Source organism: Delftia sp. CH05, from assembly GCF_009827015.1.
Classification (GTDB): Bacteria; Pseudomonadota; Gammaproteobacteria; order Burkholderiales; family Burkholderiaceae_C; genus Comamonas; species Comamonas tsuruhatensis.
Map to the genome: position 1 here is coordinate 44,768 of NZ_WUMG01000028.1, position 13,541 is coordinate 58,308.

General features: G+C 67.5%; 15 protein-coding genes. 3 read left to right on the forward strand and 12 right to left on the reverse strand.

What is annotated here, in order from left to right; genetic code table 11:
- Positions 1 to 10: 10 nt before the first annotated feature.
- The 12 genes from GRX31_RS19895 to GRX31_RS19950 form a co-directional block, all read right to left on the reverse strand.
- A complete protein-coding gene (locus GRX31_RS19895) occupies positions 11 to 2,386 on the reverse strand; it encodes an MMPL family transporter (protein WP_202396652.1) in 2,376 nt (791 codons plus the stop codon).
- A 9-nt stretch (positions 2,387 to 2,395) separates the two neighbouring features.
- Positions 2,396 to 3,100 carry an outer membrane lipoprotein carrier protein LolA gene (locus tag GRX31_RS19900; protein ID WP_237426733.1) on the reverse strand — a complete coding sequence of 235 codons (705 nt, stop codon included), beginning with the start codon at positions 3,098 to 3,100 and terminating at the stop codon, positions 2,396 to 2,398.
- A complete protein-coding gene (locus tag GRX31_RS19905) occupies positions 3,097 to 3,537 on the reverse strand; it encodes an acyl-CoA thioesterase (protein WP_017406826.1) in 441 nt (146 codons plus the stop codon). Before GRX31_RS19905 ends, GRX31_RS19900 begins: the two co-directional genes overlap by 4 nt.
- Before the next feature lie 23 nt (positions 3,538 to 3,560).
- Positions 3,561 to 4,538: an LpxL/LpxP family acyltransferase gene (locus tag GRX31_RS19910; RefSeq protein WP_160854390.1), complete on the reverse strand. Its 978-nt coding sequence runs from the start codon at positions 4,536 to 4,538 to the stop codon at positions 3,561 to 3,563.
- Positions 4,535 to 5,299 (reverse strand): glycosyltransferase family 2 protein, encoded by a 765-nt coding sequence (locus GRX31_RS19915; protein WP_074923619.1) that lies wholly within the window; start codon positions 5,297 to 5,299, stop codon positions 4,535 to 4,537. Before GRX31_RS19915 ends, GRX31_RS19910 begins: the two co-directional genes overlap by 4 nt.
- A complete protein-coding gene (locus tag GRX31_RS19920) occupies positions 5,296 to 7,062 on the reverse strand; it encodes an ApeI family dehydratase (RefSeq protein WP_160854391.1) in 1,767 nt (588 codons plus the stop codon). Before GRX31_RS19920 ends, GRX31_RS19915 begins: the two co-directional genes overlap by 4 nt.
- 7 nt (positions 7,063 to 7,069) lie before the next feature.
- Complete coding sequence (locus tag GRX31_RS19925) at positions 7,070 to 7,621, reverse strand: hypothetical protein (RefSeq protein WP_160854392.1); 552 nt, start codon at positions 7,619 to 7,621, stop codon at positions 7,070 to 7,072.
- Between the two features lie 14 nt (positions 7,622 to 7,635).
- Entirely contained in the window at positions 7,636 to 7,896 is a 261-nt protein-coding gene (locus GRX31_RS19930) for an acyl carrier protein (protein WP_017406831.1), read from the reverse strand.
- 38 nt (positions 7,897 to 7,934) lie between these two features.
- On the reverse strand, positions 7,935 to 8,195 hold the full coding sequence (locus GRX31_RS19935; protein WP_088165059.1) for a phosphopantetheine-binding protein: 261 nt from the start codon (positions 8,193 to 8,195) through the stop codon (positions 7,935 to 7,937).
- Positions 8,188 to 8,958 carry a lysophospholipid acyltransferase family protein gene (locus GRX31_RS19940; RefSeq protein WP_160854393.1) on the reverse strand — a complete coding sequence of 257 codons (771 nt, stop codon included), beginning with the start codon at positions 8,956 to 8,958 and terminating at the stop codon, positions 8,188 to 8,190. The genes GRX31_RS19935 and GRX31_RS19940 overlap by 8 nt, the downstream gene beginning before the upstream one ends.
- Entirely contained in the window at positions 8,951 to 9,772 is an 822-nt protein-coding gene (locus GRX31_RS19945; RefSeq protein ID WP_160854395.1) for a beta-ketoacyl synthase chain length factor, read from the reverse strand. The genes GRX31_RS19940 and GRX31_RS19945 overlap by 8 nt, the downstream gene beginning before the upstream one ends.
- 452 nt (positions 9,773 to 10,224) lie before the next feature.
- Positions 10,225 to 10,794 carry a helix-turn-helix domain-containing protein gene (locus GRX31_RS19950; RefSeq protein WP_026062195.1) on the reverse strand — a complete coding sequence of 190 codons (570 nt, stop codon included), beginning with the start codon at positions 10,792 to 10,794 and terminating at the stop codon, positions 10,225 to 10,227.
- 14 nt (positions 10,795 to 10,808) lie between these two features.
- Between GRX31_RS19950 and GRX31_RS19955 the strand changes: the two genes are divergently transcribed.
- The 3 genes from GRX31_RS19955 (at position 10,809) to GRX31_RS19965 (ending at position 13,523) form a co-directional block, all read left to right on the forward strand.
- On the forward strand, positions 10,809 to 11,720 hold the full coding sequence (locus tag GRX31_RS19955; protein WP_160854397.1) for a DMT family transporter: 912 nt from the start codon (positions 10,809 to 10,811) through the stop codon (positions 11,718 to 11,720).
- A gap of 150 nt (positions 11,721 to 11,870) precedes the next feature.
- A complete protein-coding gene (locus tag GRX31_RS19960; RefSeq protein WP_160854399.1) occupies positions 11,871 to 12,602 on the forward strand; it encodes a type 1 glutamine amidotransferase in 732 nt (243 codons plus the stop codon).
- Positions 12,603 to 12,713: 111 nt separating this feature from the next.
- Positions 12,714 to 13,523, forward strand: coding sequence for a DeoR family transcriptional regulator (locus tag GRX31_RS19965; protein WP_047327574.1), 810 nt, complete (start codon positions 12,714 to 12,716; stop codon positions 13,521 to 13,523).
- Positions 13,524 to 13,541: the final 18 nt, after the last annotated feature.

Consider the following 13,541-nt stretch of genomic DNA (forward strand, 5'->3'; position numbering starts at 1 on the left):
GGTGTCTTTTTCAGAGAGAGGTGCCGGCAGGCGCCTGCGGCGGCGCGCGAAACAGCGGCGCCAGCACCAGCACCAGCGGCAGGCCCAGCATCAGCGTGACGCCAAAGGCCCGCAAGGCCGGCGTCTGGGACAGGCCCAGCAGGCCGAATGACAGCCAGGTGCTGGCCGCGCCGATCACCACGGCCAGCCAGGCGTGGGGATCGTCCTCGTGCTCCTGCAGGAAGATGCCGTAGTCGATGCCCACGCCCAGCAACAGCATCAGCGCCAGCACGTTGAAAAGCTGCCAGGGCTGGCCCCAGACGGACAGGACCACCGCCACCGCCAGACTGGCCAGCACGGTGGGCAGCCAGGCTCGCCAGGCCTGGCTGCCAAAGCGCAGCCACAGAGCCGCCAGCACCAGGCCGTGGCCCAGCACCAGCAGTTGCGTCATCGACAGGCGATAGCGCTGCAGCAGGCCGGAGATCTCGGCGGGCTTGTCCACCCAGACCACGCCCTCCAGCCCATGCGCTGCCTGCGCCAGCCCTGGCAGTGCGGCCTGACCGGCCACGCCGCGCAGCATGAGCATGCTGCGCCAACGGCCATCGCGCTCGCCCAGCCACAGGGGGCCGGCCGCCGCGGAGATGGACTGCTCCAGCCAGGCCTGCACGGTCAGGGGCTGCACCGGTGCGGCGGCAGGCGCACTGAAAGACTCGCCCAATTGGGCATTGATCCCTTGCAGCACCTGCTCCTCGACACGGCGCACCAGGGCCAGATCCTCGCTCTGGCGCCGGGCGGAAGGCACCCAGTCGGACACAGCCGTGTAACCGGCAAGCTGACCATGCTGCACCAGCACATCAAGCCGCTGCTTGAGCAGCTCCTCGCGCTGCAGCAGCTCCTGGTCGCTGGCCCCGTCGAGCAGGTAGAACTGGGCCGGGCTGGGCAGGCCCAGCATGTCACCCACCTGGCGCTGCTGGGCAACCAGGGCAGGCGCGCCGTTTTGCAGCTGGCGCACATCGTCCTGGATGTTCAGGCGCCCACCCCACGCCAGCCAGGCCGCCATGGCGGCACACAGCACCACCGAACCCGGCAGCGCTGCGCGCCAGCGCGGCCAGGCCATCAGGCTCAGGCCTATGCGCCGTGCAGCGGGGCTGGCGGGCATGTGGCCCCGGTCCAGCCAGGGGAACCAGCAGACCACGGTCAACATGGCGGCGGCCAGTCCCACCACGGAGAAAACGGCCATCTGCCGCAGTCCCGGGAAAGCCGCGACGCCCAGTGCCAGGTAGGCAATCACGCTGGTGCCCAGCGCCAGCCACAGTGCCGGCAGCAGGGAACGCATCAGCGCATGCGGCGTGCGCCGTGGGGCGCCCTGCCGGGCAGCAAAGTAGTGAATGCCATAGTCCTCGGCCACACCCACCAGGCTGGCGCCGAACACCAGGGTCAGCAAATGCACCTGGCCGAACAGGGCCGCCGTCACGCTCAGCGCCACCGCCGTGCCGATCAGAAGGGACAGGCCCACCAGGGCCATCGGGCGCACGGCGCGAAATGCCAGCCACGCCAGCAGCAGGACAGCGGCAAGGGAGCCCCAGCCGATGGTGTTGATCTCGCCATGCGCCTGCGTGGCCGCTGCCTCGGCATGCAGCGGTACGCCGGCCACCAGCAGTTGCGCATCGGGCCATTGCCGGCGCACATCGGCCAGGGCCTGCTGCAGCGCGTTCTGCAGCACGGGTTCGCCTGACAGGCGAAACGCCGAGCCCGACAGCGCGTACTGCAGCAGCACCCATTGCTGCCCCTGCCCGGACACCCACAGCTCACCGTCGCGCGGCCGCGCATGGCTTTGCGCAGCGCGCGCCGTCCACCAGGGGGTCCACAGGCCCAGGGGATCACGAATCCAGTCGGTCAACCGCGCCTGCAGGCCGGGCTGGTACAGGTCCTGCAGGACCTGCTGCACCAGGACCTCACCCGGCGTGTGCTGCAGCCGGTCGCGCTGCTGCGGCGTAAGCAGGGACTGGCGCCAGGGCTGGTAGAAATCCAGGGCCGCCTGCATGGAGACCTGCTGCGCCAGCGCCTGTTCGCGCAGCGGCGCGGCCGCCTGACGTGAAAGGCTTTGCCGCAACTGCTGTGCAGCCTGTCGGCTGCCGGCCCAGTCGGGCGTACCCAACAGCACGGTGACCTGGCGCGACAACTGGTCGGCCAGCTGCTGCGTGGCGCGCGTCACCTCGGGCGCCTGTTCATTGACCGGCAGCAGTGCCAGCACATCGGTGTCCATGCGCTGGCCATGCCAGAAATGCCATTGGTGCACGGCCACCACCAGCACGGCCAGCAGCCAGGCCAATGCGGCTGCACGCCACAGAAGGCCGGGACGGTCCTGGCTGCCGGTGTCGTGCGCGAGGGATGGACTGGTGCTCATGGCGCGGGCTCAGTCAAACAGGGTGGCATCCTGCGCACGCAGCGCCTGCTCGGCAACGGGGTTCGCCATCTGGATCTGGCTGCGGTCGCCGCGCGCCTCCTGCAATTGCACGGACTGCACAAACTGCTGGCCGCTCAGGTCCACCGCCTGCAGCCACTGGGCCAGCACGGGGTCGCGCGGCACCAGGTGGAGACTCCAGCCGGCACCCTGCACCTGGCCGCTGACCTCGAAGTAGTGGGTGAGCTGCGCCAGGTCCGCCGACACCACGGCAAACAGCATGGCATTGATGGTGCGCAGCACAGGCTCGTCCTGCGCGCGCATCTGCACGGCCGTGCTGCCATCGGCGCCGCGCGACAGCAGGCTGTCGGGCCTGACGATCAGCGTCGAGGCAAAGGGCTGTCGCACCTGCCAGGCGATGCCCTTGCCACGTGCCACGACGAAGTCGCCCGAGGATTTGAGCGGCTGCCTGAAGCCCTGCACGGTCTTGAGCTGCGTGAACTGACCACGCACCACAGGCGCGCTCTGCACGCGCTCACGCACCTGGGCCAACAGGGCCTGCTGTGACACTTGGGAGGCCGGGGCGGTCTGGGAGCCGTCGCCAACGCCGGAAACACCGGCAGCAGGCGCGGCCTGCAAGGCAGCCGGAAGAGACAAGGTGCAGGCCAGGGCGCAGGCCATGCCCCATGCAGCCAGGCGCGTCCCTCGGGCAGTCATGGCTGCACCCCCAGCCGTTCCCACAGCACGGGAGGGCAGACAAAGCACATCTCGCGCGTGCGCATGTCCACGGCCACCTGGGTGGTGTGGGCCGTGTTCACTTTCTCGCCCGTGGCGGCATCGCTGATCAGGTAGTCGATGCGCAGGCGGTTTTCCCACTCGGTGATGGTGGCCTTGATCCGGAGCTTTTGTCCGAACAGCGCCGGGCGCACGTATTTGAGACGCATGTCCACCACGGGCCAGCCGTAGCCGGAGTCTCGCATGCGGGGATAGTCGTAGTCGAAGTGGGCCAGCAAGGCGCTGCGAGCCAGTTCGAGATAGCGCACGTAGTGGCCGTGGTAGACGATCTCCATCACGTCGATGTCGTAGAACGCCGGCGTGACTTCGATCTCGTAGCTCAGCCGCTCGCGCGAGGCGATTTCCTGGTCAGTGGCCATGAAGGCTCCGCGTGAAGGGCAAATTACCCATGGTTGAGAGGATGCGTGGGTGCAGGTGCAGGCATGCCCTGCTCCCAGAACGGGAGGAAGTTGAACCAGTCATAAGGCGCCTTGCACAGCAGGCGTTCAAGCTGCCGGGCGTAGAGCCGGGCATAGCCGGCCAGCGCCTGCGCGCGCCGCGCACGCGGCAGTTCAACCTGGGCGGCAAGCGGCACGAACTCGACGGCATAGCCCCGCCCCTCATGCACGCAGCCCATGAAATACAGCGGGCACTTGAGCAGGGCAGACAGGATGTAGGGCCCGCAAGGGAAGGCGGCCTCATGGCCCAGAAACAGGGCCTGCGTGGTCTTGCTCTCATGCACAGGAACGCGGTCACCGGCAATGGCGATGAACTCCCCGCGCGCCACGCGGTCGGCCAGTGCCATGGCGGTGGCCATGTTGAAGTCCAAGACCTGCAGCAGCTGCACCCCGCTGTCCGGCGCCATGCGGCGCAGCAGGCGGTTGAAGCGCTCGGCATGCCGGGTATGCACCAGGATGGTCAGTTGCAGGCCAGAGCATTGCCGGGCCAGGGCCTGGCACAGCTCGATGCAGCCCATGTGCGCGGTCACCAGCACGGCCCCCTGCCCGCGGGCCATCAGGTCCAGCAAGGGCTGTTGCCCCTCCAAACGCACGTGCTCGGTGCGGTAGCTGTTCGTTACGGCAAGCAGCTTGTCCAGGATCACCTGGGCAAAGACACCAAAGTGCCGCAGGCCGTGCACCCAGCCCGGCCCGCGCGGCCACAGGCCATGCGCGTGTTGCAGGCGCTGCAGGTACTGCAGGGAAGCGCGCCGCGCCACCGGGCGCGTGAGCCAGTAGTAGCCGACGACCGGATACAGGCACAGCAAAAAGGGCCAGCGGCCCAGCCAGCGGTGAAGCTGGTAGAGCAGCCACATGCCGCCCACGCAGGTGCTTTCGCCGATCTGCGCCCAGTGGTGCGGGCTGCGTGTGGAAGGCCCGCTCATGACGCCCCCCGCGTTCGCAGTCGGCGCGCCAACAGTTGCGGGCTGCGCAGCAGCATGCCGCCGAACAGGCGCGCGTGCATGCCGGAGATCCGAAGGTTGTCGCTCCAGACCCTGAAGTGCGACAGCCCATCGGCGGGATAGGTCACGGGCGTGGGCAAGGTCACGAAGGCCACGCCGCGCCAGTGCAGGTGCACCAGCACTTCGGTGTCGAATTCCATGCGCCGCCCCATGCGGGAGCGGTCCAGCACCGCCACCGTGGTCTTCAGCGGATACACGCGGTAGCCGCACATGGAATCGCGAATGTCCAACGACAAGGTGTTGATCCACACCCACACATGGGTGAGGTACCGGCCATAAAGACGCGCCTTGGGCACGCTGGCGTCATAGGCGGGTGCCCCGCAGACCATGCTCCCCGGGTGGGCACGGGCCAGCGCCAGGAAGGCGGGAATGTCACTGACAGCGTGCTGGCCATCGGCATCGATCTGCAGCGCATGCGTGCAGCCCTGGGCCAGCGCGGCGCGCAGGCCGGCCATCACGGCGGCGCCCTTGCCCTGGTTGCTTGCCAGGCGCAGCACCTGGACCTGCCCTGCGTGCTGCGCTGCCAGCGCATCCAGCACGGCGGCGCAGCGCGGCTCCGAGCCGTCGTCCACCAGCAGGCAGGGCAGGCCTGCGCGCAGGCAGCCCCGAACCATCCCCCCCACCGTGTCGGGGTGGTTGTAGACGGGGATCAGGGCCGTGGGGCGAAAGCCAGGTGCCGTCATGGCCTGCGCTCCAGCAGGCGGCCGCTGGCATGCACGCCCCGCGCGGAACTCAACTCGAACTGCAGCCAGCCTTTCTCGGGCTGCCACTGCAGCTGCATCTGCACCGTATCGCCGGGCAGGATGGGCTGCTGGAACTTGAGCAGTTGCGCGTCGGCAAATCCGTGCTCCAGGCCGAAGGCCTGGGTCGCCAGGCTCACCACCCAATGCAGTTGCGCCACGCCGGGCACCAGGGATGCCTCGGGAAAATGCCCCTCCAGCACGCGCAGCCGGGGCTGCACCAGCAATTGCGCCGTGGCGCGCTGCGCGCTGCGTTCCTGCCATGCCGGCACGGGAATCACGGGATTGAACAAGGTCAGCAGGCTGTGATGCGTGGTCTTTCCCTGCGCATTCATGGGCATGCGCTCCACATAACGCCAGTGGCGCGGCAAGGCCACGCGGTCCACGCAGGGTTGCAGCAGCAAGCGCAGCGCCTGACCCATGCCGCGGCGGCCCTGCTGCTGCAACGCCTGCCAGCCCGCTTCGGACAGCTCCACCACCATGCCCACGCGCTGCGGCGCGCCGCCAGCCATGCCGCTGACGCCGAGCGGCTGCTCCAGCACCACGGCCCTGGCCTGCCGGACGTCACCATGGGTTTCCAGAACACGCTCCATGGCGGTCAGGGACACCCGCTTTTCGGCAATCTTCACAATGCGGTCTGCACGCCCCTGCAGCACGAAGCCCAGGCCGTCGGTGCCGGGCAAGGCACGGTCGGCCGTCTCCCACCAAAGCTGCGCATCAGGCAGATGGCGCGAGCGCACGGCAAGAAGCCCGCTGTCCGACAGGCGCAGCTCCACGCCAGGCAGGGCCTGCCAGGATTCGCCGTGTTCTGCGCGGCGGCGCCAGGCGATACCGCCCGTTTCAGAGCTGCCGAAGACTTCGGTGGGCGAATGGCCCAGCAGTTGCAGCGTGTGCTGCGAGGCGCTCTCGGCCAGTGGGCCGCCGGAGGAAAACACACCGCCCAGCCGCTCCATCGCCTGCGACCAGTCCAGGTGCGTCGGCAAGCGGCCGAGCATGGCGGGGCTCGATACCAGCAGGCTGCGCGGCGCCTGCTGCAGTGGCTGCACCAGATCCTCGGGATAGTGCGCCAGATGCGTGCCCATGGCGCGGCCCGCCGCCAGCGGCCACAGAATGCGGAACAGCAGGCCGTAGATGTGATGGTGCGCCACGGTGGAGAGCACCTGCACGTGCGGCTCCTGCGCCATGCCGGCACCGAACACGGCCTGCAGGGCCTGCACTTCGGCATCCAGCTGCGACAGCCGCTTTTCAATGCGCTCGGGCACCCCCGTGGAGCCGGACGTGAACAGCACGACGCGCGCCTTTTGCATGTCCAGGGGCTGTAGTACCACGCCGTCCGCGCCAGCGGCATCAGGCACCAGGGCCTGGGGCAACTCGCCCGCGCAGGCCGCCACCTGGGGCAGCAGCGCCGACAGCGTGTGCGCATGCAGGTCACTGGCCAGCACCGGCGTCTTGCCCGCGTGCCATGCACCCCATAGCGCAGCGGCAAAGGTCAGCGGATTGCCGCAGTACAAGGCCACTTCCGCCCCTTGCACACGCTGGAAGGCCGCGCACCACGCCCGGACAGCATCGACCCATTGCGCGTGCGTGACCGGCGCATCCTGCGGCCTTGCCACCACATGCCCTGCGTCCCTGGACTGCGGCAGTGCCACCTGCGCCAATGCCACCCATGCCAGTGCCAGACCTTGTTCGCTCTTTGTGGCCGTCATCCTTGCCTCACACATGTCCATGGCGCCTGCGCACACGCTGGCGCACCAGCCACTCCACCGCCATCAGCAGCCCCATGGCCCCATAGGCGATCAAACCGTTGTACAAGGCCCAGGCCTCGTCGCTGCCATACAGAGCCGTACCGGCCGCCACTGCGCCATTGCAGACAAAGAAGACGCACCAAACGGCCGTCACCCGGGCGGTGTAGCGCACGGCCGGCGCAGGCAGATCAGGCTGCCGCAGCCGGGCCAGGCGCTCCACCACCGACGGCGGAAACCACAGGCTCCAACCAAAGCCGGCCAGCAGGACGGCATTGACCAGCACCGGATAGAACTTGAGCGCCAGGCCATTGCCCTGCCACCACGAGGCGGCAGACAGCGCCGCCGCCCCCGCAGCGACCACCCACCAAAATCCTTCGCGGCTGCTGCAGGCACGCGCCAGCGCCAGCACCACCAATGCGGCGGCAATCCAGTGCGCAGCCACACGCCCCAACGCGGCATAGACGGCCAGCGGATAGAGCACCGTGGCCAGCAGCACAAGGCCTGTCGCGGTTTTGCGCATGGCAGGCGTGTTCCTCAGGCGACGGCGCTGTCTTCTTGCATCAGCTGATGCAGCGCATCCACCACGTCCTGGATGGTGCGCACCGACTTGAAGGCCTCGGCATTGAGCCGCCTGCCGACCAGAGGCTTCAGTTGGACGATCAGATCCACGGCATCAATGCTGTCGATGTCCAGGTCGTCATGGAGCCGGGCTTCGGGCGTGATGCGCTCCGCCTCGATATCGAAGGTTTCCGTCAGGATTTCGACGATGCGTTCGTAGATGGTTTCTTTGTTCATGAAAATGTCTTTGCTGCGGTCTGCGCGGAGGGCCGCACTCAGTGCGTGCGCTGGGCCGCCACGAAGGCAGCAAGCGCCTGGACGCTGCGGAAATGCTGGCGCGTCTGTTCCGAGTCCCCGGACAGGCTCACGCCGAAACGCTTTTGCAGCGCCAGGCCCAGCTCCAGCGCGTCGATGGAGTCCAGTCCCAGGCCCTCGACAAACAGGGGCTCGCCCGCATTGATCTGCTGCGGCGTGATGTCCTCCAGCGCCAGGGACTCGATGATGAGTTCTTTGATTTCTTGCTCAAGCTCAGGCACGGGACGGTTCCTTGAATAGTTGTGCGGACAGGTGGTCCGTGACATGTCGGGCCGCCACGGAGTCGCTGGCAGCGCCCTGGCAAAAGGCCTCGATACCGATGTCGTCACGGACTTCGATGAAAAAGTGGGGCTTGCGCGGCGGCACCTGCCACCACGGCGCGCCCTTGGTCAGCATGGGCAGGCTGCAATGGATGTGCACCGGCGTGATATCGATGCGGCCTCTGACCGCCACATGGGCCGCGCCGCGCTGCAGCCGGACTTTGCCGTGCAGCGGTGTTCGCGTGCCTTCGGGAAAGATGATCAGGTTGTTGCCGGATGCCAGCGAGCGCAGGCAGTCCTGCAGCAGGCCCTCGCCACGGCTGTTGGCAATGAAGCCGGCCGCCCGGATGGGGCCGCGCGTGAAAGGGTTGCCTGCCAGCGCCGCCTTGACGATGCAATCGGCATGGCGAACGAAGGAGATCAGGAACACCACGTCGATCAGCGATGGGTGATTGGCAAGAATCAGCAGGCCGCGCCGCTGCAGACGTTCACGGCCGTGCACTTCATAGGACAGAACGCCGACGCCCGCCATCAGGGCCACGAACCAGCGCAGGCTGTGATGGATCACCGACTGGGCCACCCACTGGCGCGACTGCGGCTGGCGCACGGTCAGCAGCAAGGCCGGATAGACCACGCAGCGCACCACCAGCCCACCCAGGCCGAACACGGCAAAGCACAGGCCGGTGGCCGCCAGGCGCCACTGACGATTGAGCCACTCAGCCATGAGCGCGCTCCCATCGCCATGTACCTGCGCCACGGCGCTGTGCCGGGCGCTGCGGGCCTGTCAGGGATGCCTGGCCGTCGTGCAACAGAAACTGCAACACCTGCAACCCGTGCGGTAAATGCTGCAAATGCGGCGCGTGGTCCGGTTCCGGCTGCGCGGCGTCCATGCCGGGCTGCCTGCTCAACTGGAAACCGGACTCCCCGGGTACTGCCCATTGCACCAAGACCGCCCAGGCGAATACCACCTGGGGCTCTGTGTGGAAGCCGTCATACGGAGCAGGCAGTGGCGCGTCATAGCAGACCAGCATGACTTGCGGCGCGCCTTCGTGCAGCAAGCCCAATGCTTCGACCATGCCCGCTTCCGGCGCGCAATCGGTGGACGCCACGCACAAGGCATTGGCACGCATGCCTCGCAAAATGGAATGCTGGGCGCCAATGCCGTTATGCACCGCCAGGCCGAATGCCGTGGGAGACAAAGCCTGCCCCAGGGCCTGCGTTTGCAGCAAGTCAAGGGACTTTTCGGCATCGCCGTAGCGCGAAGCCCAGACCACGGGCAAATCTGCCACTGCAGCCTGCGCCAGAACGGCGTCGGCAGGGATGACTACGCATCGCGCCAATCGCCCGAAGCGCCTGCGGACGATGGGTGAAACATGGGCAAGATCCGGATGCACCTGCCCTTGCGGCAGGATGGGTTGACGTGCCCACTGCCGCCACTGGGCAGGCTCCTGCAGTCCAGGCGCGAGCGCCGACCACACCCGAATCGCAAAAACGTGGCGCACGCAAATCTCCCTCTGATGCCGATGTTTGAATTTCACGCCCGATCGCTACCGGCCGTTGTTCTGACAAAAAACCGATGCATCTTAACTATTGAAACAAAAAATTCAATAGTATCTATTTTCAATATCTGTTACTTAAGTGCTACTGGCGACAGCGGGCGCAGCGTCGGTCCCATGGGTACGACGGCATCGTGGCCGACGGCTCTCCTGCCCAATGCGCCGGCTGCTCCTGAGCTGCGGCGCGGCGCCAGTGCGGCACGCCCACGGCCAATGCCGATATGGCCGTCCAGCCGTCGGCCACGCAGGTGGGCACGCTGCAGGCGCTTGTGCCCGACCAGAAAGGGGCTCCGTCGCCCGTGGGGCGTACGCAGTGCAACAAGGGCCGGCCTCCCCTGTTCTAGGTACCCGCCAATACGGCTGGCGCGCGCAGCGCACGGGCCGAAGCCGGCCGGGCTGGAGCGAGCATGGACCGGGAGGAGAAGGCTCCCCCCTCAGGAGATCACATTCCGAATGAACCGCGTCACGCCTTCGTGCAGGTTCACATAGGCGTAGTCCTGGGCACTGCCGTAGATGGCGTAGTCGCCCGCTTCAATCGTCATGGGGCCTTCGCTCAGGTCCACCAGCAGGCGGCCTTCGACCACGACGATCATCTCGTGCCAGCCTTCCGGGTCGGGTTCGGCCTGGTAGCGTTCGCCGGGGCCCAGGGACCAGGACCACAGCTGGGCCTCGCGCGTGGCGGGCACGCTGCCCAGCAGCATGGCCTGGCTTTCGGGCCGGGTGCCGCGCCAGGCCATGGCGTCCATGCGCAGGCGCTGCGCGGCCGGGTCGCTGACGATTTCTATGAAGCTGGCGCCCAGCGCATCGGCCAGCCGGTCCAGGCTGGAGAGGCTGATGTTGGTGTCGCCGCCCTCGAGCTGGACAACCATGCGTCGGCTCAGGCCTGCGGCCTCGGCCAGGGCCGCCTGGCTCAGTCCTGCACGCTGGCGAAGGCGGCGCAGGTTTTCGCTGACGAAAGCCAGGACATCGGAGCGCTCGCCAGCGCTGTGCAATATATTTCTCATATGATCTGCGCAATATGTTGCACACGTCATCTTCTCACAGTTCGCGCACGCCGCTACTCAGCCGGCAGGAGCTGGCCCTCATTGCCGTCACCATGGTCTGGGGCGGCACCTTTCTCGTGGTCCACCTGGCCATGCAGCACAGCGGGCCGCTGTTCTTTGTGGGCCTGCGCTTCGTCACGGCGGGTCTGATCGGGCTGGTGGTGTTCCGCAAGGTCATGGCCGGGCTCACGCGCACCGAGCTGGTCGCAGGCACGGCCATCGGCGCCAGCATCTTTCTGGGCTATGGTCTGCAGACCTTCGGCCTGCAGACCATCAGCAGCAGCAAGTCGGCGTTTCTGACCGCCTTGTATGTGCCCATCGTGCCCCTGCTGCAATGGCTGGTGATGGGCAAGCCGCCGCGATTGATGAGCTGGATAGGCATCGGCCTGGCCTTCACGGGCCTGATGCTGGTGGCGGGGCCCGAGTCCGGGGGAATGGAGTTGAACGTGGGCGAGATGGCGACCATGCTGAGCACGCTGGCGATTGCGGCCGAGGTGCTCCTGATCGGGCATTTCGCGGGCAAGGTCGATGCGCGGCGCGTGACCACGGTGCAGTTGCTGGCGGCCGGCACCATGGCGCTGCTGGCCATGCCCGTGGCTGGCGAGTCGGTGCCGGATTTCTCGTGGATCTGGCTGACGGCCGCCGTGGCCATGGCCTGCGCCAGCATCCTGATCCAGCTGACCATGAACTGGGCCCAGAAGTCCCTGTCGCCCACGCGCGCCACCGTGATCTATGCCAGCGAGCCGGTCTGGGCCGGCATCGTGGGGCGCATGGCCGGCGACCGGCTGCCGGGGCTGGCCATCCTGGGGGCAGTGCTGATCGTGGGCGGGGTGCTGGTCAGCGAGCTGAAATGGAGCCGGCGCAAGGCTGGAGCATCCACGGCTTGAGAGGGACGGGGGCGACATCCGTGGTGCTGTCCCGGTGCTGCCTTGATGCGGCCTTGATGGCGTTGTACGCAAACACAATCCGCCCTTGAGGCAGCCGTCCCTAGAGTCAAGGCCTCACAACAAATGGCTTCCCGATGAAGCCGCGCCGCCATGAGACCTGTCGCCATCCTCCAGCACGAATCCACCCAGGGCCCCGGCGTTCTGCGTGAACACCTGGAGCAGCAGTGCATTCCCTACCGAATGTTGCAGCCCGCCCTCGATGGCAAAGCCCCTGTGCATGCCGCCGACTACAGCGGCATCGTGGTGCTGGGCAGCAACCATTGCGTCAACGAGGGCCTGCCCTGGATGGAGGATGAACAGTCCCTGCTGGCCGACGCGCTGCGGCATGACGTTCCCGTGCTCGGCCACTGCTTCGGCGCGCAGATGCTGGCGCGCGCCATGGGCGCCAGGGTCTGGCGCAACCCCTGCCCCAACATTGGCTGGAGCCGCATCTGGGTGACGGCCGCCGCCCAGCAGCTCATGGACCTGCCGCGCGAGGCCACGATCTTCCATTGGCACTACGACACCTTCGAGATCCCGCGCGGCGCCGTGCGCACCATGTACGGCAGCCATTGCCTGAACAAGGGTTTTCGACATGGTCGGCACTGGGCCTTCCAGGGCCACATGGAGGTGACTGCCGCCAGCGTGGCTGCCTGGTGCGCCGAAGGCCATGACGAGCTGCTGCGCGCACGCGGCCCCGCGGCGCAGACCGAGAGCGAGATCCTGCGCCACCTGGACCTGCGCATTCCCGTGCTGCACGCCCTGGCCCACCGCACCTACCGGGCCTGGACGTCACAGCTGCAGCGGCCCGTGGTCGTGCCCCTGAGCGCGGCCAGCCGGTAAACCTTCCAGGCCAGGCAATCCCTGGTGAATACCCTGGGTGCGCTTGACGCAGCTTTTGCGTGCAGGGAAACTTTCGATACGAAATAGAAACCTTTCGAATCGAAAGAATCCATGCAGGAACAAGGCAACAGTTCACTCAAGCGCAGGCTGCAGATCGTGGAGCTGGCGCGCAAGACCGACGAGGTGCGGGTGGAGGCGCTGAGCGTGCTCTTCGGCGTCTCCACCGTCACCATCCGCAACGACCTGCACTACCTGGAGCAGCAGGGCTATGTGGTGCGCGCCTTCGGCAAGGCGCGCTACAACCCGGCCCTGCTCAAGACGGCGGCCGAGCTGCCCGGCGCCCACGCCGCCGCACAAGGCCCGGCACAGGCCCAGGTGGCCCAGGGCGCCCTGGGCTGGATTGAAGACGATGCGTCCGTCTTTCTTGGCGGTGGCCGCATCACCCACCGCGTGCTGCCGCTGCTGGCCAGCCGCCAGGGCATTGCGCTGACGCTGCACGACCTGTCCATGGTGGCGACGGCCCGGCAGTTTCTCGATTGCACCATCCACATCACGGGCGGCTCGCTGGCCGGCGACGAGCCCTGCCTCATCGGCCCCGGCGCTGAAACGGGCCTGCGCGGCCGGCCGCTGGACATCTGCCTTTTCGAGATCTGCGGCATCGACGAGCGCAACCGCCTGCTGTGCCGCGACCCGGGCGCCGCGCGGCTGTACGCGGCAGCCGTGGAGCACAGCGCCAAGGCCGTGGCGCTGGCACTGGATCTGGACAGCACCTCGGGCGGACACCCGGTCTGCGACATCGCTCAACTCGACGGCCTGTGCGCGCACCAGGACATGGAGCCCGGCGCCTTCGATCTGCTGGAACGCCACCGGCTGCAGGCCACCCACAAGGCCGAGGGCCGCATCGAGTTCGCCAGAAGCTGAGTTTTTCCACAACGACAG

Bases quoted from the DNA above. Each gene is read 5' to 3' on its own strand.
- GRX31_RS19950 (WP_026062195.1), bottom strand. From the start codon at position 10,794: ATGAGAAATATATTGCACAGCGCTGGCGAGCGCTCCGATGTCCTGGCT.
- GRX31_RS19925 (WP_160854392.1), bottom strand. From the start codon at position 7,621: ATGCGCAAAACCGCGACAGGCCTTGTGCTGCTGGCCACGGTGCTCTAT.
- GRX31_RS19960 (WP_160854399.1), top strand. From the start codon at position 11,871: ATGAGACCTGTCGCCATCCTCCAGCACGAATCCACCCAGGGCCCCGGC.
- GRX31_RS19930 (WP_017406831.1), bottom strand. From the start codon at position 7,896: ATGAACAAAGAAACCATCTACGAACGCATCGTCGAAATCCTGACGGAA.
- GRX31_RS19895 (WP_202396652.1), bottom strand. From the start codon at position 2,386: ATGAGCACCAGTCCATCCCTCGCGCACGACACCGGCAGCCAGGACCGT.
- GRX31_RS19920 (WP_160854391.1), bottom strand. From the start codon at position 7,062: ATGACGGCCACAAAGAGCGAACAAGGTCTGGCACTGGCATGGGTGGCA.
- GRX31_RS19905 (WP_017406826.1), bottom strand. From the start codon at position 3,537: ATGGCCACTGACCAGGAAATCGCCTCGCGCGAGCGGCTGAGCTACGAG.
- GRX31_RS19965 (WP_047327574.1), top strand. From the start codon at position 12,714: ATGCAGGAACAAGGCAACAGTTCACTCAAGCGCAGGCTGCAGATCGTG.
- GRX31_RS19900 (WP_237426733.1), bottom strand. From the start codon at position 3,100: ATGACTGCCCGAGGGACGCGCCTGGCTGCATGGGGCATGGCCTGCGCC.
- GRX31_RS19955 (WP_160854397.1), top strand. From the start codon at position 10,809: ATGTTGCACACGTCATCTTCTCACAGTTCGCGCACGCCGCTACTCAGC.
- GRX31_RS19910 (WP_160854390.1), bottom strand. From the start codon at position 4,538: ATGAGCGGGCCTTCCACACGCAGCCCGCACCACTGGGCGCAGATCGGC.
- GRX31_RS19940 (WP_160854393.1), bottom strand. From the start codon at position 8,958: ATGGCTGAGTGGCTCAATCGTCAGTGGCGCCTGGCGGCCACCGGCCTG.
- GRX31_RS19915 (WP_074923619.1), bottom strand. From the start codon at position 5,299: ATGACGGCACCTGGCTTTCGCCCCACGGCCCTGATCCCCGTCTACAAC.